This is a genomic window from Sorangium sp. So ce406 (genome assembly GCF_051474675.1).
Lineage (GTDB): Bacteria > Myxococcota_A > Polyangia > Polyangiales > Polyangiaceae > Sorangium > Sorangium cellulosum_G.
Window position 1 is genome coordinate 2,480,971 of the sequence record NZ_CP150340.1, and the last position, 22,016, is coordinate 2,502,986.

Here is a 22,016-nt window from a genome sequence, read left to right on the forward strand (position 1 = left end):
GCAGGGAAATGGCTTCGAGCTCACTGGAGCGGGAGGAAGATGTCCGTGATGGCCTCGTGATCGGGCACCTCCGGGAAGAAGCGCACCCGCTGCAGAAAGAGCGGGAAATCCCGCAGCTCCTCGCCGCTCGCAGGGAGCCAGGTCGCGTAGAGGTACTTCACCGCCCCGTAGAGCGTGTCGTCGCACCCGACGTGCCGCAGGACGGCGCAGCGGCCGCCGGGGATCGCCTTCTCGACGACGCCGAACGGGTTCCCTGACACGGGGCGCCGGATGCCCGCGCAGAGGTCCGCGCGGTAGGCCTCCGGCGGGGTCTCGGCCGGGTCGTCGTACAGGACGTTGAACGTCGCGCTGGCCCGCGGCGGAAGCCCGTTGTCCTTGCGCCAGGCGATGAGCTGGCGCACCGATTCGAGGATCCGCTTCGGGTCGCCCCGGTGCTCGACGGCGGCGACGCGCGTCTCCTCGAACCGCAGGATCTTCACGTCCTCGGCGCGATGAACGGCCTGCAAGGGGAGGGTCCTTGTCTCTCTCAGGCGCAGATAGGTCGCGTGCCAGGGATCCCACCGGGGCTGTTCCCGGAACTCGGAGGGCGTCTGACCGAAAGCCTTCTTGAAGGCGCGAGAGAACGCCTCGGGGCTCCCGTAACCGCTCGCCAGCGCGATATCGATGATCCTGGCCTGTTCCCGCGCCGGCAAGGCGAGCCGGTACGACGCGCGTCGCAGGCGGACGAGCTTCACGTACTCGTGAACGCCCATCCCGAACAGCTCGGAGAACTGTCGTTGAAAGTGGTACTTCGAGAACGCGGCGACGCCGCTCAGCCGATCGAGCGTCAGGTCCTCGTCCAGGTGCGCGTCGATGTGATCGAGCACCCTGCGGAACCTGACGATGTAGGCGTTCTCGGCGGCTGCGGTCAACGCGGGGTCCTCCTCGGCGAGGGGCAACGTAGCGAGGGGCTGTCCGTCATGCCTGACCGAAGTTGCTGAACTTCAGGGCGACCGGCCCGGCGAGGCGCCTCAGCCGGCGCGCGCGAGGTCGTCGCGGGCCTGCGCCGTGAGCTCGAACGAGCGCAGGCGCGCGGCGTGATCGAAGATCTGCGAGGTCACCATGAGCTCGTCGGCGCGGGTGCGGGCGATGAAGGCCTCCACGCCGCGCCGCACCGTCTCCGGCGAGCCCACGACAGAGCAGGAGAGCGCCTGCTCGATGCCGGCGCGCTCCAGGGGGCCCAGCTCGCGCTCGAAGCCGTCGACAGGCGGCGGCAAGGGCCCCGGACGGCCACGGCGCAGGTTGACGAAGGCCTGCAGGAGCGACGTCCACAACAGGCGGGCCTCCTCGTCGGTGTCGGCCGCGAACACGTTGAGGCCGAGCATGACGTACGGCTGCGCGAGCTGGTCCGACGGGCGGAACTCCCTGCGGTACAGCGCGATCGCCTGCATCATCTGGCCCGGCGCGAAGTGCGAGGCGAACGCGTACGGGAGGCCCAGCGCCGCCGCGAGCTGCGCGCCGAAGAGGCTGGAGCCGAGGATCCAGATCGGCACGTCCAGGCCGGCCCCGGGCACGGCCCGCACGAGCTGATCCGGCTCCGCCGGGCGGAAGTAGCCCATCAGCTCGAGGACGTCCTGGGGGAAGCCGTCGACGTCGCCGGCCAGGGTGCGCCGCAGCGCGCGCGCGGTGACCGGATCGGAGCCGGGCGCGCGCCCGAGGCCGAGATCGATGCGCCCAGGAAAGAGCGACGCCAGCGTGCCGAACTGCTCGGCGATCACGAGCGGCGCGTGGTTCGGCAGCATGATCCCGCCCGCGCCGACGCGGATCGTCGAGGTGCCGCTGGCCACGTGCGCGATGACGATCGAGGTCGCCGCGCTGGCCACGCCGCCCATGTTGTGGTGCTCGGCCAGCCAGTAGCGGCGGTAGCCGAGCCGCTCGGCGTGCCGGGCAAGGTCGAGCGTGTTGCGGAAGGCCTGGGCGGCGTCTCCGCCCTGGACAATCGGAGAGAGGTCGAGAACGGAAAAAGGGATCATGTCGGGCACCTCGCTCGACTGTTGCACGACAAGGACGGTCGCGGGAGCGCCGGGGGGAGCGGGGGCGTGAACGCCCCGCCGTCCAGCGCTCGCGTCCGTCCGGCGCCCCGGCCCGCGGCGGTCGAGCCGCCTGGAACGGTCATGACGCGGCCGCGCCCGCTGTACTACGCTCCTCGAGTGCGCCGTTCCGTCTCGCCGCTGCGCCGCCTCCCGCAGGTCCTCGTCGTCGTCGCCGCCTCGGCCGCCGCGCTCGCGCCGCCCGGCGACGCGGCCGCGTTCCTCTGGCCCAACGTGCCGGAGCAGATCGCGCGGGCGCTCACGTCCGGCGACGTGTCGGAGCGCCGGCTCGCCGCGACCCGCGTCGGGGAGCTCGCCCCGGAGACGGCGATCCAGCTCATCCAGAAGGGCATGAGCGACCCGGACGTCGAGGTGCGGCTGCACCTCGCCGGGGCGGCCGTGCGCTTCCGGATGCCGCGCGCGGGGGACCTCGTGATCGAGTGGCTCGGCGAGGGCGACGCGCGCCTGCGGCTCGCGGCCTGCGACGTGATCCGCGCGGCGCCCACGGATCGCTCCGTCGTGGCGCTTGGGCGGGTGCTCGGCGATCCCGATCCGCACGTCCGCCTCGCCGCGGCGGCCGCGATGGGCGCAGCGGGGCTCCCGGACGCTGTCTCGCCGCTGCTCGGCCACCTCGACGACACCGCGCCGGAGGTGCGCGCGGAGGTCGCGCGCGCGCTCGGCCGCATCGGGGACACGCGCGCGGTCGTGCCGCTCATCGGCAAGGTGCAGGACTCGGTCCCGGAGGTCCGCAAGGCCACGGCGCGAGCGCTCGGGGAGCTCGGCGACGCGCGGGCGGTCAGCGCGCTCATCCTGGCGCTGCAGGACGCGTCCCAGGACGTCCGTGTCGAGGCGGTGACCGCGCTCGGCCGGCTGCGCTCGGACGACGCGACGTCCGCGATCGCCGATGTCGTCGCGGCGTCGCCGGGGGCCCTGGGCGCGTTCCCCGGGGCGCGCCCGGCCGACAGCGGCACCTCGAGCAACGACGTGCGGGAGGCGGCGCTCCGCGCGCTCGGCCGCATCGGCTCCGACGCCGCGGTGAGGGTGCTGCTCGCGGCGCTCGCGAAGGACGACCCCGCGGCGCCGCGATCGGCGGTGCGCGACGCGCTGGTCAGCGCCGGGAAGCAGAGCGCGACCGTCCCGGCGCTCATCGCCGCGCTCGCGGCCGCGCCGTCGGCGAACACCGCGGCGGGCGCCGCCCTCGTGCTCGGGGAGCTCAAGGCCACCGGAGGGCTCCCCGCGATCGTCCGCGGCATGCAGCGCGGCGTCGTCCCGCTCCGGCACGGGCTCCGCGCCCTCGGGGCGCTCGGCGACCCCGCGGCGCTGCCCAGCGTGCTCGAGCTGCTCGGCGATGTCGACCCCTCGGTCCGCCGCGAGGCGATCCGCGCCGCGACCGCGCTGCTCGATCCAGCGCGGCCCGACGGGCGCGCGGTCGACCCCGCGCGCGCCCTGCTGGTCGACCCGGCCACGCCGCCCGACGAGAAGCTCGCCCTCGTCCAGCTCCTCGGGCGCACCGGCTCGCCGCGCGCGCAGGAGGTGCTGCTGCCGCTCGCGAAGGCGCGCTCCGCGCCGCTCCGCCTCGCGGTCATCGAGGCGCTCGGGGCCGCGCGCGCCGCCGGCAAGCTCGGCGCGTCCGTCGACGCCGCGCTGCTCGAGGCGCTCGACGACGAGTCCGCCGACGTGCGCCTCCGGGCGGCGGTCTCGCTCTCCCGCGTCGCCGGCCCGGGGAGCGCGCGCGCGCTGCTCGAGCGCCTCACCGTCGCCGCCGAGCAGGACCGCGGCGCGCTCGGCATCGCCCTCTCGGGCGCGCTCTCCCGCGTGGCGGACGACGCGAAGGACGGGCGCGACAAGGGCCTCGTGCAGGACGTCGCGGCGGCGATCGCCAGCGCCCCGGACGCCGCGCGCGACGCGCTGATCGAGGGGCTCGGCCGCATGCCCGGGCAGGCCGCGGGCGCCGCGCTCGCCGGGATGGCCGCGGCCGCGCCCATCGACGACCGCCGCAAGATCGCCGAGTCGCTCGCGGGCCACGCCGCGCACGCCGGCGCCGCCGCAGCCCTCCGCAAGCTCGCGGGCGACGCGGATCCGGGCGTCCGCGCCAACGCGATCTGGTCGCTGGGCGCCGTGGGCGAGGGCGACGCGCTGCCGCTGCTCCCGCCCCTCCTCGAGGACCCCGACGCCGCCGTCGCGGGCAACGCGGCCGGCGCGATCGGCCGCATCGCCGCCCGCGCCGGCCAGCCCGCCCGCGCGGCCGCGGCGCTCTGCGGGGCGCTCTCCGACGCGCGCCCGTACGTGCGCGCCAACGCGCTCGCGGGCCTCACCGTCGCCCGGGCGCGCTGCGACGGCGCCGCGGCCCGCGACCTGCTCGCGCGCGACCCCGCCGAGGCGGTGCGCCTCGCCGCCGCCGACCACCTCGCGCAGGGCGGCGCCGACGACGACCGGCGCGCGCTCGCCCGCTGCGCCAGCGAGGACAGGAACGCCACCGTGGCCGTGCGCTGCGCGCGCGCCGTCCCGCCCCGCGCGCCCGCCTCCGGCGCCGAGGACGTCGTTGTCTTCGTCGTCCCCTTCGACGCCGGCCGCGACGGCGTCGCCCGCGACGCGCCGGCCCCGCGCGCCCCGTTCGCGCTCGTGCGCGCGGACGGCCTCATGCGCCTCGGCGTCGCCGACCGCCGCGGCGAGCTCTTCGAGCGCGGCGCGCCCCGCGGGCCGATCCGCCTCGCCGTCCCGGCGCCGCTCGTGAAGTGAGCCCGCGCCCGCCGCGCTGAGCCGTTCGCCATGCGCAGCCGCCCCGACGTCGAGCTCCGGATGTCCAGGACCGTCCACCCGGGCGACGTCATCCTGGTCGAGCTCGTGATCCGCAGCCGCGGCAGGACGCCGGTCGACTCGATCGAGCTCCACCTGGAGGGCATGCAGGTCGCCCGCGTCGAGGAGCGCGTGCTCGTGCCCCCCCACTTCCTCTCGCTCGTCGCCCGCGTCTCCGGGGAGACGACGCTCCCGGACGGCGAGCAGCGCTACCGCGCGAGCTTCCCGCTCCCCGCCGACGCGCCCTGCTCGTACCTCGGCACGCGCGCCGAGATCCGCTACGGCATCACGCTCACCATCGCGATCCCGTGGTGGCTCGACGTCCAGGAGTCGTACGAGGTGCTCGTCACGCCGCGCCCCGTGACGCGCCCGGCCCGGGCGCCGACCGCGGGGACCACGGCGCGCGGCGACAGCCCCTTCATCGAGGTCTCGCTCGACGACCAGGTCTTCGCGCCGGGCGACGAGATCTCCGGGGCGGTGGCGCTCGGCAACGTGCAGGGGCGCGGCGTGCGCGGGATCGAGATCTCGCTGGTCGGCGTCGAGCGCCTCCTGAGCGCCGACCCCGCCGCGTCGAACCGCGCGACCGAGGCGCACCGCTTCACCGCCTTCCGCCGCGCGGACAGCCGCGACGAGGGGCGCGAGCTGCCGTTCCGGTTCCGGATCCCCCGATCGGTCGCGCCCTCGTTCGACGCCGGCTGGGTCGCGCTCGTCTGGGGGCTCGAGGTGCGCGTCGAGCTCGCGCGCGGGGGCGGCATCGTCCACACGACCCCGCTCGTCCTCGGCGTCTTCGATCGGCCGCCCGGCCTCGGCGCGATGCGCCGGCAGATCGGCTCGGGGAGGTGGCGCGCGGTCTGGGAGGCGGTCGGCGCGCGCCACGGGCTCTCGCTCGACCCGCTGGAGCTGCGCCTCTCGGGCGCGCTCTCCGGCTGCGCGGCGTCCGTGTGGATCGACGCGGGCTCCTCGTCGAGCGGCGCGCTCGTGGGCGAGCTGCGCTGGCCGTCGTGGGGGCTCGACCTGGACGTCGGCGTGAAGCGGTTCCTGCTCGCGCTCTCGTCCGAGGACGAGGAGGGCTTCGGCCGCCGTTACCGCGTGCGCGGGCGCGACCCGGGCCAGGTCCGCGCCGTCATCGCGGGGCCGCTGCGCCGGGCGCTGCTCGCCTTCGACGACGTCCGGCTCGACGACGAGCGCGCGGCGGTCCGGTCCCGCACGCCGGGCCACGACCAGCCCTGGCTCGGCGCGTTCCTCGAGCACCTGGCCGCGCTGGCGGCCGAGATCAACGCCGCGTCCGGCCGCATCCCGCCGCCCACGCCGATGGCGGGGATGCGCCCGGCGTGGGAGCGGTTCGCGGCCGAGCTCCACGGCCGCTTCGAGGTGGGCCGCATGCGCATCCGCGACGCGCAGCTCGACGGCGCCACGTTCCACATCGACACGTGCTTCGAGCGCGGCCCGCACCCCGAGTGCTCCGAGATCACGCTGGTGCTCGACCCGCCGCTCGACGCCGCGCTCGATCACGACGACCCCGAGCTGCTGCGCGCGGCCTCGCCTGGGGTGCGCGAGGCGGTCAAGCGCCTGCGGGCCCGCGCGCGCGCGCTCCGCATCGCCCCGCACGCGATCGTGGTCACGGTGCCGGCGCCGCTCGAGGACCCCGCGACCCTGCGCGACCTGCTCGGCGCGCAGCTCCACCTGGCGGCGCTCCTGCGCGGCCCGCGCGTCGCCGGCCCGTACCGCTGAGCCCCGCGCGCGGGATGGATTGGATTGGATGGGATGCGAGGCGCGCCGTACGCGCGGGAGATGCTGGAAGCGCGGGAGGGGCGAGAGGGGCGAGGTGCGCAAGCGCGGGGAGCGCCGGGAATCTCCTTACGCCGAGCGGCGCTCGTTTCCGCGCAAATTTCCACACAAAACGCCGGCTGATCCGGGCTAGAGTCCCCTCCCATGCTCGACAAGCTCTCTCGCCAAGAACGCCTCCAGCTGATGCGGTTCATCTGTTCGTTCGCCTGGGCCGACCTCCAGGTGCGCGAGCAGGAGCGCGAGTTCGTGCGCAAGATGATCCTGCGGCTCCAGCTCGACGAGGAGGAGGCCAAGGAGGTGCGCGGCTGGCTCGAGGTGCCGCCGACGGCCGACGACCTGGATCCGATGAAGATCCCCCGCGCGCACCGGCAGCTCTTCCTGGCCGCCGCGCGCGAGATGATCTCGTCCGACGGCGAGGTCGGCGAGGAGGAGCGCGAGAGCCTGAGCCTGCTCGAGCAGCTCACGCGCTGACCCGGGCGCGGTGCGCTCGACGGCTGGATGAATCAAGACGCGACGCGGTGACTGACCGGGTGACGCAAGAGACTGGTAGAGGACGATGAGCACGATGGCGCAGGGAGGGGCCGGCGAGGGCCGGGCCCCGACGGAGATGGGAGCGAGCTCGACCGAGAAGCCGTGGGTCGGCGTGATCATGGGCGGCAAGAGCGACTACGAGCACCTCGCGGTGACGAGCGAGCTGCTCATGCAGCTCGGCATCCCGCACGAGGTGCGCGTCGTCTCGGCGCACCGCACGCCCGACCGGATGTTCGAGTACGCGACCACGGCCGCTGACCGCGGGATCGAGGTGATCATCGCGGCCGCGGGCGGCGCAGCCCACCTGCCCGGCATGGTCGCGGCGAAGACGGTGCTGCCGGTCATCGGCGTGCCCATCCCCGCCACGGCGCTGAACGGGATGGACGCGCTGCTCTCGATCGTCCAGATGCCGAAGGGCGTCCCCGTCGCCACGATGGCGATCGGCAAGCCCGGCGCGGCGAACGCAGCCCTGTTCGCGGCGGCGGTCCTGTCCGGCAAACACCCCGAGCTCCGCGAGCGCCTCGCCGCCTTCCGCAGCGCGCAGGAAGCGGCGGTGCTCCGCGACGCGATCCTCGTATAGGTCCTCCAGCAATGCCCATCGCTCCCGGCTCCACCCTCGGAATCCTCGGCGGCGGCCAGCTCGGCCGCATGACGGCGCTCGCCGCCCGCACCCTCGGGTACAAGGTCCACGCCCTCGACCCCGACCCGGACTGCCCGGCCCGCTCGGTGCTCGATCGCTGCATCGTCGCGTCGTTCGACGACGTCGCGCAGGCGGCCGAGCTCGCGTCGCAGTGCGACGTCGTGACCCTCGAGATCGAGAAGATCGCCACGGACGGCCTCGCGGCCGCCGCGCGGTTCGCGCCGGTGCGCCCGTCGGCCGACGTGCTGGCCATGGTGCAGGACCGCGGCGTCCAGAAGAGCTGGCTGTCGCGCAACGGCTTCCCGGTGGGCCCGTTCCGCGAGGTCGCGACGAGCGAGCAGCTCCTCGAGGCGACGCGCGCGATGGGCGGGGCGTGCTTCGTGAAGTCGTGCGTCGGCGGGTACGACGGCCGGGGGCAGCTCCGGCTCTCCGGGGGCGCGGGCGACATGGGGAAGAGCGAGGGCGGCGCCGGCGACGCCGGGCGCGAGGCCGCGGCGCTCTTCGCGTCGCTGGGCGGCCAGCGCTGCGTGGTCGAGCAGGCGCTCGATCTCGAGGCCGAGCTGTCGGTCCTCGTCGCGCGGAGCCCAAGCGGCAAGCTGGCGGTCTACCCGCCGGCGTTGAACCACCACCAGAACCAGATCCTCGACTGGTCGCTGCTGCCGGGCCCGCTCTCGGCCTCGGTGACGGGGCAGGCGGTGCAGATCGCGCTCGATCTCGCGGTCGGCCTGCGCGTGGAGGGCCTGCTCGTGGTCGAGCTCTTCCTCCTCAAGGACGGCCGCCTGCTCATCAACGAGCTCGCCCCGCGCCCCCACAACAGCTACCACGCGTCCGAGGTCGCCTGCGCGACGAGCCAGTTCGAGCAGGCGGTGCGCGCCGTGTGCGACCTCCCGCTCGGCTCGGTCGAGATCGTCCGCCCGGCGGCGATCGTCAACCTGCTCGGCGACGCCTGGGAGGGCGGCGCGACGCCGGCCTTCGAGGCCGCGCTGGAGATCCCCGGCGTCCGGCTCCACCTCTACGGCAAGCGGGTCGCGCGCCCTGGCCGCAAGATGGGCCACCTCTCGGCCACCGGCCGCACGCCGGAGGAGGCGCTCGTCGCCGCGAAGCTCGCGATGGCCCGCCTCTCGCAAGCCGGGCTGCCGCTCTCCGGGCGCTGAGGGCCGCGACGCGCGGTGGCAGGCGTCCTGCAGCGCATGAGCGGCCGTCCCACCGTCGTCGACGTGCCGCCTCGCTTTCGCGTGGTGACCGGCCCGTGGGACGCGGAGGTCGACGAGCGCACCATCGTCCTCGGTCCAGGCCACGCTTTCGGCGACGGTCGGCACGAGAGCACGCGGATGTGCCTCCAGGCGCTCGCGTCGTTCGCGCCGCGCGGCGGCTTCCGCCTCCTCGACGTCGGGAGCGGCACGGGGATCCTCTCGATCGGCGCCGCGAAGCTCGGCGGCGAGGCGATCGGGATCGACATCGACGCCGCCGCGGTCGCGATCGCGGCGGACAACGCGCGGCGGAGCGCGGTGGAAGCTCACGTGAGCTTCGCCACGACGTGGCCGGACGGGGTGTTCGACATCGTCGTGGCCAACATCCTTCGCGATGTGCTCACGGCGCTGGCCCCCCTGATCGTGGATCGGCTGGCCCCGCCGGGGACGTTGATCCTCTCGGGGCTCGTGTCCACCGACGTCCCGGAGATCGTCGCGCGCTATGCGCCGCTCCTCGGCGGGCGCAGGCCGGAGGTCTTCGAGCGCGACACGTGGCGCACGCTCGTGTGGCGCGCGGCCGCCTGACCCAGGAGCGCCGGTCCGCTGAAACACCCATGAATGAAGAGATTTGAACCACAGAGGGCACAGAGGGCACAGAGGAACAACAAAAACTCTCTCCCCTCTGTGCCCTCTGTGCCCTCTGTGGTTCGTCTTCTCTGGGTATCGCTGTGGCGTGTAATGCCTTGGTGCGTGTCAGGCCAGTAGACAATCCCTTGCTCCACCTGAGGTCGTGTCAGGTGCAGCCGTATCGATCGTACGGGAAACAGGCGTAAACCCCGGTGAGGGTAAGGCCTACGAGCGGCGCGCCACCGCGACTTCCCGCAGGAGCGCTCCGCGCGCGGCGCCGAGGCCTGTAGCGACGATTCATGAGCCGCCGTCGCGTGACGGTGCAACTGCACACCTGGGGCAACCCTGGTGAGCAAGGGTGTGTGTCCTCACGTGATCTGGCTCGATCTTGCGGCCAGTCTCGACCTTGCCGATAGCGAATCTGGTGCTTCGCTATCGTCTGCGCGCGACGGAGACGTCGCGGCCTCGCCTCGAGCGAGCTCAACACAATCCATGGTCTGCGATGACAGGGCGGCGATGACCGCCCGCGGAGAAGCAAGACGATGAAACGATCCTTCTTGGTGATGGTGGCGTGTGCCGCGGCTGCGCTGGGCAGCGCGTCGTGCGGGGGTTCGGACAAGGGCGGCGGCGCGAGCGACGGCGGCACGGGCGGCGGAGGGACGGGCGGCGGCGGCGAGCCGTCGGGGACCGGCGCGCCGTCGAAGTCCGGCGAGTTCTCGGTCGACGCGCAGGGTGGGACCTTCACCGCGGAGGACGGCTTCTCGATCGAGGTGCCGCCGGGCGCGGTGAGCGAAGAGACGGAGATCACCATCGAGCGCGTGGACGACGCCCCCGAGGGCGCGGTGGGGCCCATGTACATCCTCGGCCCGGAGGGCCTGACGTTCGCCAAGCCGATCACGCTCACGCTGCCGATCACCGTCCAGCTCAAGGCGGAGCTCGGCGAGAACACCGTCCTCGGCGCCCATGGCTTCACCGCACAGGAGGGCTCGGACGAGTTCGCGCCGCTCGCGCGACACGACGTCTCCAGGGAGAGCGTCGTCACGGAGACCGACCGTCTCTCCAGCGTCTACCCCGGGATGATCTTGCCGACCCTCCTGGCGAGCGAGCACCGCTACCCGAGCGCGCTGGCCGCCGACGGGTCCTTCCTCTACTTCGCGAGCGGCGGCACCGAGGACGCCGCGACCGGGGACAACAACGACGGCTATGTCTTCCGCGCGAAGTCGGACGCCACCGAGGCGGAGGCGATCATCCCCGCCGATCCCGATCCCAAGGCGCTGTGGGTCAACGACTCCCACGTGTACTACGTGAGCGGCGGCGACGATGATCCGGTGATCCCCGCGGCGATCCGGCGCATCGACAAGGCGAGCCTGGAGGTGGAGACGCTGGTCGAGATCGGCTACCCCTTGAGCCTCATCGGCGACGCGTCGGCCCTCTACTTCGGCGACGGCTTCGGAGAGAGCATCTATACGATGCCGCTCGACGGCGGCGAGCCCGTCGTCCTCGCGCCCGAGGCCGGGAGGGCCGCGCACCTCGCGCAGGACGCAGAGAACATCTACTGGACCGGCGGCGCAGCGACCAACAAGGTCTACAAGGTGGCGAAGGCGGGCGGGGACGTGACCGTCATCGCCGAGGGCGAGGCCGAGCCGACCGGGATCGCGGTGGACGCGGAGTTCGTCTACTGGGCCAATGCCGGCGACGGCGGCGTGTTCAAGGCGCCCATCGCCGGAGGGCAGAAGACCCTGGTCTACCAGGGGGTCACGATGGCGGGGCTCTCCCTCCGGGGCTCGACGCTGTTCTCGACGGACACCGGCGGGAACCGCAGCATCAATGCGCACGATCTCCAGACCAACAGGACCGTCGTGCTCGCGTTCGGCCAGCCCGTCCCCTGGCGCGTCCTTGCACCCGAAGGTGAGGGCCTGTTGTGGTCCAACGCCGGCGATTACCGCTACCAGGGCGAGGTCGCGTTCTACAAGGCTCCTTGAGCGCCCGCGCCCCGTCCGCGGCCGCGAGCGCGCGACCGCAGGGGTGAACGCGACCAACGGTGCCTGTTCGTTCTCACCGCATTCCGCCCCCGGGCGGCCTCGGAGACCGCATCGCGAGCTCTCCTGAGGTCGCTCGCCAGGGCGCGCCGCGCGGCCCGGGGGCTGGGCGCATTGACGGCGTGAGACGTCCTCGCGTATCTGTTCATGTTCGATGCAGATCACCCTCGCGCGAGCCAGGCTGCGGAGCGCGCTGTTCGCCGCGCTGGCGGTGGTCGCGGGCGCCGGGCTCGCCGTCGAGGTGCTCCAGCCCATCTTGCATCTGGACAACCGCAGCGGCGTCGTCCCGCTGCTCTCGCTGAGCTACGAGCAGAATGTGCCCACGTGGTACACATCGTCGCTGCTCCTCGCCTGCTCGCTCACCCTGGCGGTCATCGCCGCCGGCGCGCGCCGTGCGGGTGGGTTCGTGAAGCACTGGTGGGGGCTCTGTGCGGCGTTTCTCTACATCTCGCTCGACGAGGTCGTCGAGATCCACGAGGCGGCGAGCTCCTGGATCGAGCTGGGCGGGGTCCTCTATTTCAGCTGGGTGATCCCGGCGGCCGTGGTGGTGGCCGTGTTCGCGCTCGCGTACCTCCGGTTCCTCGCGCACCTGCCGCGGGGCACCCGCAATCGCTTCCTCCTCGCGGGCGGCATCTATGTCACCGGCGCGCTCGTCCTCGAGCTGCCGCTCGGGTACTGGACCGAGCAGGCCGGGAGCGACAACCTCGTGTACGGGCTCATCGATTTCGTCGAGGAGTCGATGGAGATGCTCGGCGTGAATCTCTTCCTGCTCTCGCTCGTCGACCATCTCGGTGCGCAGGGTTGGACGATCGGCTTCTCGCCAGCAGCTCCGGAGCCGCGGCCCGCGGCGGTCGAGCGCTCCGCATGAGCGCGCGGGCCGAGACGGCGCCCCCTGGGCTCCTCGCCGCGGCGGGCAGGGCGGCGTACATCGTCAGCCCCTCGTACGACTGGGCCTTCTTCCTGCTTCCGCCGATCGTCGCGCTCGCCGTCGGCGCCCTGATCGCCGGGACGCCGTTCACCGACTCGAGGTTCAGGCTCCACGGGGAGAAGGTCACGTGGGCGGGGCTCTTCATCGGCACGCTCATCCACGGCCACCTCGCCGCGGTGCTGCTCCGGAGCCACGGCAACGCCGACATCTTCCGGCAGTACCGGCTCCGCTTCGTCGTGGCGCCGGTCGCCGTGTTCGCCGCGATGATGCTCTCCCTGTGGGCCGTCGCCATCGTGTCGGTCCTCGTGGTGTTCTGGGACGTCTACCACTCGGCGCTCCAGACGTTCGGGCTCGGGCGCATCTACGACGCGCGCGCGGGGAACGCGCCGGCGCTCGGCCGCAAGCTGGACCTCTGGCTCAACCTGCTCCTCTATGCCGGCCCGGTCCTGGCCGGCGCGACGATGCTCCTCCACTTCCAGAGCTTCGACGCCTTCGACGACGTGCACGCCGCCTTCTTCACCGCCGTCCCGGCGCTGATGGAGTCGAACCACCGCGCCATCACCTGGGCCGTCATCGCGGCAGGCACCTTGTTCCTGCTCTATTACGCGCTCGCTTACCGCGCGATGCACCGGCAGGGCTACCGGGTGTCGTTCCCCAAGGTGTGGCTGTTCGTGAGCACGGGGCTCTGCTCCATCTATACGTGGGGGTTCAACCCCTGGGGACAGGCCTTCTTCATCATGAACCTGTTCCACGCCGTGCAGTACCTGGCGCTCGTCTGGTGGTCGGAGGGCGGCCGCCTCCGCCGCCGGCTGCGTCTCGACGCGCGCCGGGCCGGCAAGCCGCTCGCCGCGGCCGTGTTCCTCGTCGGCGTCCTGGCTTACGGCGTCTGGGCGGAGCTCGCGCCGGCGGACGACCGGGCGCTGTGGTCGATCACGCAGACCGTCGCCCTGATGCACTTCTGGTACGACGGCTTCATCTGGTCTGTGACCCGCAAGCAGGTATGAGGCGCACAGCATGTCGGTCGTGAACACATCAGGACAGGTGACGGGCGCCGCGGCGCCGCGGCGCCGCGAGCGCGCACGCGGCCGACCCCGCGCCGCGGCCGCTCTGTTACGATGGCGGCCGGCTCGGCCGGACGCCGTGAGTTGACCCCGTGGCCCGAACGCTCGCCATGAGGCTTCAAGGCTCTGCCAAAGAGGGATGTATGCGAATCCAGGGATGTCTCCGATCCATGCTCGTCGCGCTCGCGGTCGCCTCCACCGCGCTCGTCTCGCCTGCCTGCAGCAAGTCGCCGCAGATCACGGCGGAGAGCATCGAGGACAACTGGGCGCTGACGGAGCAGCACGAGCCCGGCTCGGTCGTCGTGACCGTGGCGCAGGACGGGCGGGTGACGGCGCTCGTGAAGGACCGCGACGGCAAGCCCATCGAGGAGGGCGTGTCGGGCAACGTCACGGTGAAGGTGCCCGGCAAGGAAGGCGCCCCCGTGACGGCGGAGCTCGTGCCCGAGCCGAAATCGGGCGGAGTCCTGCTCGCCAAGATCCCGCCGCTCGAGGACGACCTGACCGAGGTGAACTACGAGTTCAAGGTCAAGGGCGAGCCGTTCAAGGGGGTGCTGCACGTTCCGCGCGGCGGGACCCGGGAGCTCCAGGAGAGCGCCAAGGAGAACGAGGCGCACAAGCTCGATGGGATGAAGGGCCCGAACGGGGGCGTGCTCCAGCCGGTCGGAGACGACATCGTGGAGATCGTCGCCGACAAGGACTCGGGCGAGATGCGCGTGTACGTGCTGGATCTCAACCTCAAGCCCGTCCCGATCGGCGAGCGCGAGATCAAGCTGGCCGTCCACACGCCGTCGGGGCCGGACGTCATCGTGCTCGCGCCCGGGCCCGATCGGCTCTTCTTCACGGGCAAGCTGAAGGTGAAGGTCAACCCGACCAAGATCACGGTGGTGGTCAAGGAGGGCGGGCACACCCACGTGGTCCTCTGCGGCTACCATCCGGGCTCGGTGATCGTGGTCGGCCCGAGGGCGCCCGTGATCGGCATCCTGGTGGCCACCGGGTGGGCCGTGAGGGTCGACGTCAAGCCGACCGTGGTGGTGCACGACGACGATGACGACGACGGCCGGGTCATCATCCTCCACAAGGGCAAGCACAAGCACAAGCACAAGCACAAGCACAAGGGGCACTGGCACTGAAAGTGACGAGGGGAGTGCGCGCCGCGGTCTGACGTCGCGCCCGGGCGCGGTAAGGTAGCGGCGCTGCGCGCCCGCGCCTCACCCGACGGAAAGCCCTCACCTCATGACCGAAGCGCCCGAGCTCCCCGATCTCTCGCCCGACGACTGCCACCCCCGGGCGGCCGCTGCCCTGACCGACCCGTTCTTCTGGTCGCTCACCGACGAGACCGCCCCGTTCGGCAACGAGACAGCGCACGAGACCCTCACCGCGTTCCGCGACTTCCGCGACGAGCAGCCGAAGGGCAGCCCCCTCGAGCTCCTCGACGAGCTCCTCGCCCGCTGGGAGGTGGGCAATGACCACTGGAACGCCGTGGACGCGGCCGAGGTCCAGGCCCTCGGCGAGGAGGACGAGTACAGCCTGCTCACGCGGGACGAGGCGATCCTCGCGCTCGCCTTCAGCCAGATCGTCACCGAGGGCAGGCTCGACGCCGAGGTCCGCCGCCGCGCGCTGCTGGCGCTGGCGCGGCAGGCGCTGCCCGCGCTGCTCAGCGCCTTCGAGGGGCGCGCGCTCGATCGGGCGCTGCGGATCGACCGGATGAGGGCGGTCCTCTCCGGGCGGTGGGACTGACACCTCGTCGCCCGCGGACGAGCTCGGGGCAGAACGGCCGCTATCGGCCTCGCCCGGAACGAACGGCGCGATGATGCCGTGTCACGACGCGCCCGCCTCCCGCCCCTGATCCTCCGCGAGGATCTCCACGACCCCGAGCTCCCCGTTGACCCGCACCCGCTGCCCGGTCCGGATCCGCTTCGTCGCCTCGGTCGCGCTCACCACCGCCGGTATCCCGTACTCGCGGGCCACGACCGACCCGTGCGTCATCATCCCGCCGACCTCCATGACGAGCCCCGCGGCGTTGATGAACAGCGGCGTCCACCCCGGATCCGTGAACGGCGCCACCAGGATCTCCCCGCGCAGGAGCGTCTCGCGCGTCGGGTCCAGCACCACGCGCGCGCGCCCCTCCACGACGCCCGCCGACGCCGCGGTCCCCACGATCGCGCCGGCCGGGAAGCCGGCCGCGTCGTGCGCTGCCGGCGGGCACTCGCCCTCGGACGTCATCACCTTGGGCGGGGCCATCCGCTCGAACCGCGCCATCTCCGCGCGCGCCCTCGCGACAGGGCCTCTCAGGTCCATCGCGGGATCCTCCAGCCCCCGGACGAGCTCCTCGTCGCCGAGGAAGAACACGTCCTCCGCGGCGTCGAGCCGCCCGGCCCGCGCGAGCTCCTCGCCCGCGGCCATCACCTCGCGCCGGACCAGCTCGAAGAGCTGCATCATCAGGAACTTCGGGTGCTCCCGCAGCGCCATCTGGTGCCGCGCCACCCGGATCAGCCGCGCCGCCACGAGCGCGCGCACCCCCCCGAAGCGCCCCCGCCGCGCCGCCGCGACGAGCCGCGCCGCCGCCGCCTCGGCCTGCTCGCCGAGCCGCGCGTGGCGCCGCCGCTCCTCGCCGACCTCGCCGTGCGCCAGGTTCCCGATCACGGCGTGCAGGATGAGGCGCGGATCGTCGCGGTAGCGCTCGCGGCGGATGTCGATCTCCCCGGGCCCGCGCATCCCGTAGCGCGCGAGGAAGCCCTCGAGCGCCCGGAGGAACTCCGGCCCCCCGTCCCGCCCGCGCAGCCCGTCGAGCGGCGCCCCGGCGGCCGCCGCGCGCAGCGCCTCGACCAGCGCCGGATGAGGCCGGGCCACGTCCGCGAGGTCCCCGACGGCGAGGTCCATCTCGGTCGTCACGTTGCCCACGAGGCCGCGTCCTAGCGCCTCGAGGTCGCCGGGCTGGGCCTGCTCCCGGAGCAGCCGCCCGAGCGCCAGGAACGCCACGGCCCCCGCGCCGACCATCGGCGCGGCCCGCCGGAAGCGCGGCGGCGGCACGACCCCCAGCACCTCGCCGAAGGCGCACCGCAGCCGCGCCGGCCCCGCGGGGGCCGCGGCGAGCCGGCTGGCCGCGTCCTGGACCGCGCGGTCGATCAGCGCCTCCATCCGGGGGCGCGCCGCCTCGGGGCGACCGAACAGCAGCCAGCCGGCCATCCTGCCGACGATGGGCGCTGCCCAGCGCAGCACGGCGCTGGTGCGGGCCGCGAGCCCGGGATCCCGGGCAGAGGCCCGGAGCTCGGGCCGCGCCGCCACCTCGCGGACGATGCGGGCGGCGAGGGCGTCGGCGGCCGACAGGAGCCGCGGCAGCACCTTGCCCGCCGCCGGGTGGAGCAGGAGCGGCGTCATGTCGACGTAGAGCCGCCCGCCCGCCTCGACCATGTGGGGGTTCGGGGCGGCGAGGTCGCCCTGCTTGCCGAAGGGGAACAGGCGCCGCCACACCGCCGCGGCCAGCGGGGGCATCGGATCGGTCATGACCTGCAGGTGGCTGAAGCAGACGTAGACGCGCAGCCGGTCGCGGTCGTCGCCGCGCCCCGGCCGCGGGAGCGGGTAGAGCGACGTGATGGGCCGCGACTGGACGACGCTGAGCGCGCCGCCCTCGAGGCACCACTCGATGTCCTGGGGCGCGCCGTAGTGCCGCTCGATCGCCGCCCCGAGGCGCGAGAGCTCCTGGATCTGCGCGTCGCTGAGCGCGCGGGCGCGGCGCGCCGGGCCCTCGAGCGGCTCCTCGCGCGTGCCCCCCTCCGGGAGCGGCCGGATCGCGCGCTGCTTGTCCGCGACCACGATCTCGACCTCGCCCGGGCGCCGCTTGTCGAGCCGGTAGCGGTCGGGGGTGACCAGGCCGGAGACGAGCGCCTCGCCGAGCCCGAAGCTCGCCTCGATGGCCATCCGGTGGCGATGTCCTGTCACCGGGTCGGCGGTGAACAGGATGCCGGAGACGTCCGGCATCACCATGCGCTGGACCACGACCGAGAGCATCACCGCGCGGTGCGAGAAGCCGCCCTGGATCCGGTAGAGGATGGCGCGGTCGGTGAAGAGCGAGGCCCAGCACGCCCGCACCGCCTGGAGGAGCGCGTCGCGGCCGCGCACGTTCAGGAAGGTGTCCTGCTGGCCGGCGAAGGAGGCTCCGGGCAGATCCTCGGCGGTCGCCGAGGAGCGCACCGCGTAGGCGTGCGCGGCGCCCGCCGCCTCCCAGGCGCGGAGGATCGCGGCCTCGATCTCGGCCGGGATCGCGACCTCGAGCAGCCGCCCGCGCACGCGCGCGCCCGCCGCCTGGACGCGCGGCAGGTCGTGCGGATCGAGGCCCTCGAGCTGCTCCCAGAGCCAGGCGGCGTCCTTGAAGGCCTCGAGGAAACGGGCATAGGCGCCGGTCGTGACGCAGAACCCGGCCGGCACGGGGAATCCGGCGCTCGCCAGCTCGCCGAGGTTGGCCCCCTTGCCGCCGACGCGCGGCAGGTCGCGCGCGCGTATCTCCTCGAAGGGGATCGTCCAGCCGGCGCCGCGCTGGCCGGAGCGGGGCGTCGCGGGGGGTTCCATCGGAAGCGAACGCGCTGCATTCATGATCTCCTCCACCCTTCCTGACGCCGATCACCGGCGCCGAGTTCACCGCGGACCGCGCGCGACGAGGCACGCAGACAGCGAGACACGCAGACAACGAGACACGCAGACAACGAGACACGCAGACAACGAGACACGCGCACGACCACGGACTCGACATGCGTCCAGGATTCCTTCCCTGGAGCGCTGGGCCTCCTCTCAGCGCTGCTGCGCCAGGCTCGGCCGACCGGCCTGCAGGAGCAGCTCCACGATCTCGTCGACGCGCTCCGGGGGCGGGGGGCGCGGCGGGCCGTCGCCGACGAGCAGCCCTTCCATCAGGACGTGCGTGAGCAGCCCGCCGATCGCCATGCGCGCCGCCGCGTCCAGGCTCGAGAACGACACGAGCCCGCGCGTCTGCCCGTGCTCGAGCAGCCGCCCGAGGCCGCTCAAGATCCGCTTCGGCACGGTCTCGCGGAGCATCTCCCCGAGCCCGGGCATCCGGGGGATCTCGGCGACGACCACCCGGACCAGGCCGATGTAGTCGGGCTGCATCAGGGTGGCGAGCACCGCGCGCAGGAAGCCCGCGAGCGCGTCGCGGAACGCCGGCGCGTCCTCGGGCAGCGGAGCGGCCATGGCGAGCCCCCGCTGGCCGGGCCCGGCGAGGATCTCCTCGATGACGCTCTGCAGGAGCAGCTCCTTGCTCGGGTAGTGGGCGTAGAGCGTCCGCTTCGAGACGCCCGCCTCCGCGGCGACCGCGTCGGTGCTCGTCGCGCCGAGGCCGCGATCGAGGAACAACCGCCGCGCCGCCGCCCGGATCTGCGCCCGCTTCGCCGCCTTGCGCTGCTCGATGGTCGCCATGGCTCCCCAAGAAGTAAACGAAACCGTACCGTTTACTTTAGGCCGGCGAAGAGGGACGTCAAGGGGACGCGTTCGAGCCGCCCGCGCGCCTCGGCGACCGCGGGCGACGGGTCAGGGCCCGGCGCGCGCCGTCGCTGCGTCAGCCCTTCGTACGCTCGATCAGCAGAGCTCAGCGCGACCCTGGCGCCGCGGCTCAGCCATGAACTCTGTACATCGGTTTGCTTTTTCTCCTCCCAGGTCGCCTTTTGGTGCGGACACCCGGAGAGGTGAGATCCATTGAACAACCGCTAATCAGGGTCAACGCGCTGTCGCTCCTCGTCGAGCGGCGTTGACGCTCAACGGCGACCGGCCTTACGTGCTCGGTATACCCCCGCAGCGTTCGCGTGCGGAGAGGCCACCTCTTGCCTGAAAAGGTGGAGCCATGACGAACCGTGACGTGTCGGACACCCTGGATGCTGTTTCGAGCCCGGCGCCGCCCGACGGGCATGCGGGTGCGAGAGGCCGGGTCCGGCGACGCCTGTTGAGCGCATCCGATGCCTGCGAGAACGAGGCTGCGCCCCACGATCGAGAGCGTCTCGCTGCCTCGCCCAGGAGGTTGAACCTGGTCCTGGAGGGAGGCGGCGTCCGAGGCATCGGGCTGGCTGGCGCGGTGGCTGCGCTCGAAGAGGCCCTGGCCACCGAGCAGAGGTTCGAGGATACCTACATCGCATACCTGGCCGGAACCTCCGCGGGATCCATCGTCGCTGCCCTCCTCGGCGCTGGCTACAGCTCTCACGAGATCGCCGACATCATCGCCGGGCCCGAGATCGCGCGGTTCGCCGATGTCAACGGGCTCAGCAAGGTCCCGGTCGTCGGGCGGCCGATCAGCATGATCTACGGCCTGTTCGCGCACCTGGGCATGTTCACGGGCGACTACTTCCTGGAGTTCATCCGGAGCAAGCTGCGCGCCAAGGGTGTGAGGACGTTCGGAGATCTGATCATGCCCGGCTGCGAGCGGGAGACGGAGGCATCTCGCAAGTACAGGGTGCACCTGGTCGCCTCCGACATCACGCGCGGGCGCATGCTCGTCCTGCCCGATGACATCAACGCCGAAGAATACGGGGTGGATCCGGACGACCTCGACGTCGCCTTGGCGGTGAGGATGAGCATCAGCGTCCCCTTCGTCTTCCGTCCAGTGCGGCTCATGGGAGACAACGGGGTAGATAGTTATATCGTCGACGGAGGGCTGCTGAGCAACTTCCCTGTTCGCCTCTTTGACGCCACCGGAACGTCACGCAGAGATACGCTGACCGTCGGGGTTCGCATCCTGCGCGATCGATACCACAGTATCGGCTTCCCGATGGTGACCCGCGCTGCCTATGCCCTCATTTCCACGGCCATCGAGGCGCACGACTTCACCGACACGTCGAAGGCCGTGGATCTGCTCAAGTGGGCCAGGGTCATCGAGGTCAACACGGAGGCTGTGCCCATCTTCAAGTTCCGCCTGTCGCCGCTCGAGAAAGAGATCCTGTTCAAGGCCGGGTATCGGGTGATGTCTCGCTCGTTGCAGGCCAATTTCCTGGAGACGGCCATGCCGGTGCAGCTCGCCGCAGAGCAGGCCGCCGAGAGGGCGAGGAACCCGCTGGCGCCGGTAGGGATAGCGCCTGTCTCTCCGCCGTTTCGATGAGGGGCCTCCGGGAAGAGCTGTTCTCTCATCTGCAAAAGCGGCAGAGCGAGGAGGCCTCGTGCAACACCGGAGCGCTTCCCCGCGTCTCGTCGTCCGCGGGCGTACCCGTCGCCCGGGCGATCGATTAAGCTGCGCTCATGAACGAATCCCCGGACCTCCTGGATCTCGTCGTCGGCCGCCGCAGCGCTGGGGCGCTCGCCGAGCCCGGTCCGTCCGCCGAGCAGCTCGAGCGGATCTTGCTGGCCGCCGGCGCGGTGCCCGACCACGGCTTGCTCCGGCCGTTCCGCTTCGTCGTCGTCGAGGGGGACGGCCGCGCGCGCTTCGGCGACGCGCTGGCCGCGAGCGCCGCCGAGCACGCGCCGGGGATGCCGGAGAAGAAGCTCGAATCGGTCCGCGCGAAGGCGTTCCGATCCCCGACGGTCGTGGCGCTCATCGCGTCGCCGAAGCCCGGCAAGATCGCGCTCTGGGAGCAGAGCGCGACGGCGGCCTGCGCCGGGTACGCGATCGTCCTCGCGGCGCACGCGCTCGGCGTCGGCGCCGTGTGGAAGAGCGTGCCGTTCACGAAGGGGCGCGCGCTCGCGGAGGCGCTCGGCCTCCGCGACGACGAGGAGATGCTCGGCTGGATCCACCTCGGCACGCCGGTGCGGGACGAGCCGCCGGCGCCGCGGCCGCTGCTCGCGATCGGGGACATCGCTTCCGTCCTCGAGCCGGGCGGCCTCCGCCCCTGGCGGTGACGGGCGCGCCGCTCCCCGGGAGCGGCGCCCGAGAAGGCGGGGCGCCGCGGCCGGCTGCTGGACCCGGCGCCGATCTGCCGCGGCGCGCAGCACCGCCGGTAGCAGCGGCTTGTTGGGCGGGAGACAGAGAAAGAGAGAGTACACAGGGAGGCGGGGAGGCGGGGAGGAGAGAGATAGAAAGAGAGAGAGCACAGGCAAGCTCGTCAACTTCAACACGCCGGTGCGCCGCTGCCTGGTACGCCACAGATCCCGGTTCTCGCCTCCCCGCCTCCCCGCCTCCCTGTGAATCTCTCCCTCCCCATCTTCCTCTCCGCCCACGGTCGGCGAGTCGTCTGCCCTCATCAGGGCACCACCCGAGATCGATGCCCCGGGGGCGGTTCGACCGCCCTTCCACGAGCGAGATCGGTGCCCCGGGGGCGGTTCGACCGCCCTTCCACGAGCGAGATCGGTGCCCCGGGGGCGGTTCGACCGCCCTTCCACGGTCGAGATCGATACCGCGGGGGCGGTTCGACCGCCCTCCCGC

At 72.8% G+C, this 22,016-nt stretch carries 17 protein-coding genes; 13 read left to right on the forward strand and 4 right to left on the reverse strand.

The window, feature by feature from the left end; all coding sequences use genetic code 11:
* Nucleotides 1–20: 20 nt before the first annotated feature.
* Together WME96_RS09300 and WME96_RS09305 are read right to left on the reverse strand one after the other, a co-directional pair.
* Entirely contained in the window at nucleotides 21–911 is an 891-nt protein-coding gene (locus tag WME96_RS09300) for an AraC family transcriptional regulator (RefSeq protein ID WP_437289787.1), read from the reverse strand.
* 99 nt (nucleotides 912–1,010) lie between these two features.
* Nucleotides 1,011–2,012: an LLM class flavin-dependent oxidoreductase gene (locus WME96_RS09305; RefSeq protein WP_437289788.1), complete on the reverse strand. Its 1,002-nt coding sequence runs from the start codon at nucleotides 2,010–2,012 to the stop codon at nucleotides 1,011–1,013.
* A gap of 177 nt (nucleotides 2,013–2,189) precedes the next feature.
* Between WME96_RS09305 and WME96_RS09310 the strand changes: the two genes are divergently transcribed.
* The 11 genes from WME96_RS09310 to WME96_RS09360 all read left to right on the forward strand — a co-directional run bounded on the left by WME96_RS09310 (nucleotide 2,190) and on the right by WME96_RS09360 (nucleotide 15,406).
* Nucleotides 2,190–4,808 carry a HEAT repeat domain-containing protein gene (locus WME96_RS09310; RefSeq protein ID WP_437289789.1) on the forward strand — a complete coding sequence of 873 codons (2,619 nt, stop codon included), beginning with the start codon at nucleotides 2,190–2,192 and terminating at the stop codon, nucleotides 4,806–4,808.
* A 30-nt stretch (nucleotides 4,809–4,838) separates the two neighbouring features.
* Nucleotides 4,839–6,596, forward strand: coding sequence for a hypothetical protein (locus WME96_RS09315; protein ID WP_437289790.1), 1,758 nt, complete (start codon nucleotides 4,839–4,841; stop codon nucleotides 6,594–6,596).
* A 240-nt stretch (nucleotides 6,597–6,836) separates the two neighbouring features.
* On the forward strand, nucleotides 6,837–7,124 hold the full coding sequence (locus WME96_RS09320) for a TerB family tellurite resistance protein (RefSeq protein ID WP_433934876.1): 288 nt from the start codon (nucleotides 6,837–6,839) through the stop codon (nucleotides 7,122–7,124).
* Between the two features lie 136 nt (nucleotides 7,125–7,260).
* Nucleotides 7,261–7,764: a 5-(carboxyamino)imidazole ribonucleotide mutase gene (purE, locus tag WME96_RS09325; protein ID WP_437292294.1), complete on the forward strand. Its 504-nt coding sequence runs from the start codon at nucleotides 7,261–7,263 to the stop codon at nucleotides 7,762–7,764.
* Between the two features lie 11 nt (nucleotides 7,765–7,775).
* Complete coding sequence (gene purK / locus WME96_RS09330) at nucleotides 7,776–8,978, forward strand: 5-(carboxyamino)imidazole ribonucleotide synthase (protein ID WP_437289791.1); 1,203 nt, start codon at nucleotides 7,776–7,778, stop codon at nucleotides 8,976–8,978.
* A gap of 36 nt (nucleotides 8,979–9,014) precedes the next feature.
* Nucleotides 9,015–9,599, forward strand: coding sequence for a 50S ribosomal protein L11 methyltransferase (locus WME96_RS09335; protein ID WP_437289792.1), 585 nt, complete (start codon nucleotides 9,015–9,017; stop codon nucleotides 9,597–9,599).
* 584 nt (nucleotides 9,600–10,183) lie between these two features.
* Nucleotides 10,184–11,623 (forward strand): DUF5050 domain-containing protein, encoded by a 1,440-nt coding sequence (locus WME96_RS09340; RefSeq protein WP_437289793.1) that lies wholly within the window; start codon nucleotides 10,184–10,186, stop codon nucleotides 11,621–11,623.
* 211 nt (nucleotides 11,624–11,834) lie between these two features.
* Nucleotides 11,835–12,548, forward strand: a complete 714-nt coding sequence (locus WME96_RS09345; RefSeq protein WP_437289794.1) for a hypothetical protein — start codon at nucleotides 11,835–11,837, stop codon at nucleotides 12,546–12,548.
* Nucleotides 12,545–13,612: a hypothetical protein gene (locus WME96_RS09350; RefSeq protein WP_437289795.1), complete on the forward strand. Its 1,068-nt coding sequence runs from the start codon at nucleotides 12,545–12,547 to the stop codon at nucleotides 13,610–13,612. Before WME96_RS09345 ends, WME96_RS09350 begins: the two co-directional genes overlap by 4 nt.
* 227 nt (nucleotides 13,613–13,839) lie before the next feature.
* Nucleotides 13,840–14,799: a hypothetical protein gene (locus tag WME96_RS09355; protein WP_437289796.1), complete on the forward strand. Its 960-nt coding sequence runs from the start codon at nucleotides 13,840–13,842 to the stop codon at nucleotides 14,797–14,799.
* A 103-nt stretch (nucleotides 14,800–14,902) separates the two neighbouring features.
* Nucleotides 14,903–15,406 carry a hypothetical protein gene (locus tag WME96_RS09360; RefSeq protein WP_437289797.1) on the forward strand — a complete coding sequence of 168 codons (504 nt, stop codon included), beginning with the start codon at nucleotides 14,903–14,905 and terminating at the stop codon, nucleotides 15,404–15,406.
* 81 nt (nucleotides 15,407–15,487) lie between these two features.
* Here WME96_RS09360 and WME96_RS09365 read toward each other — a convergent pair whose 3' ends face one another.
* Nucleotides 15,488–18,235 carry a phosphoenolpyruvate synthase gene (locus WME96_RS09365; protein WP_437289798.1) on the reverse strand — a complete coding sequence of 916 codons (2,748 nt, stop codon included), beginning with the start codon at nucleotides 18,233–18,235 and terminating at the stop codon, nucleotides 15,488–15,490.
* A 219-nt stretch (nucleotides 18,236–18,454) separates the two neighbouring features.
* On the reverse strand, nucleotides 18,455–19,093 hold the full coding sequence (locus tag WME96_RS09370; RefSeq protein ID WP_437289799.1) for a TetR/AcrR family transcriptional regulator: 639 nt from the start codon (nucleotides 19,091–19,093) through the stop codon (nucleotides 18,455–18,457).
* A gap of 421 nt (nucleotides 19,094–19,514) precedes the next feature.
* Here WME96_RS09370 and WME96_RS09375 point away from each other — a divergent pair, with 421 nt between their 5' ends.
* Entirely contained in the window at nucleotides 19,515–20,759 is a 1,245-nt protein-coding gene (locus tag WME96_RS09375) for a patatin-like phospholipase family protein (protein WP_437289800.1), read from the forward strand.
* 137 nt (nucleotides 20,760–20,896) lie between these two features.
* Nucleotides 20,897–21,493, forward strand: coding sequence for a nitroreductase family protein (locus tag WME96_RS09380; protein WP_437289801.1), 597 nt, complete (start codon nucleotides 20,897–20,899; stop codon nucleotides 21,491–21,493).
* Nucleotides 21,494–22,016: the final 523 nt, after the last annotated feature.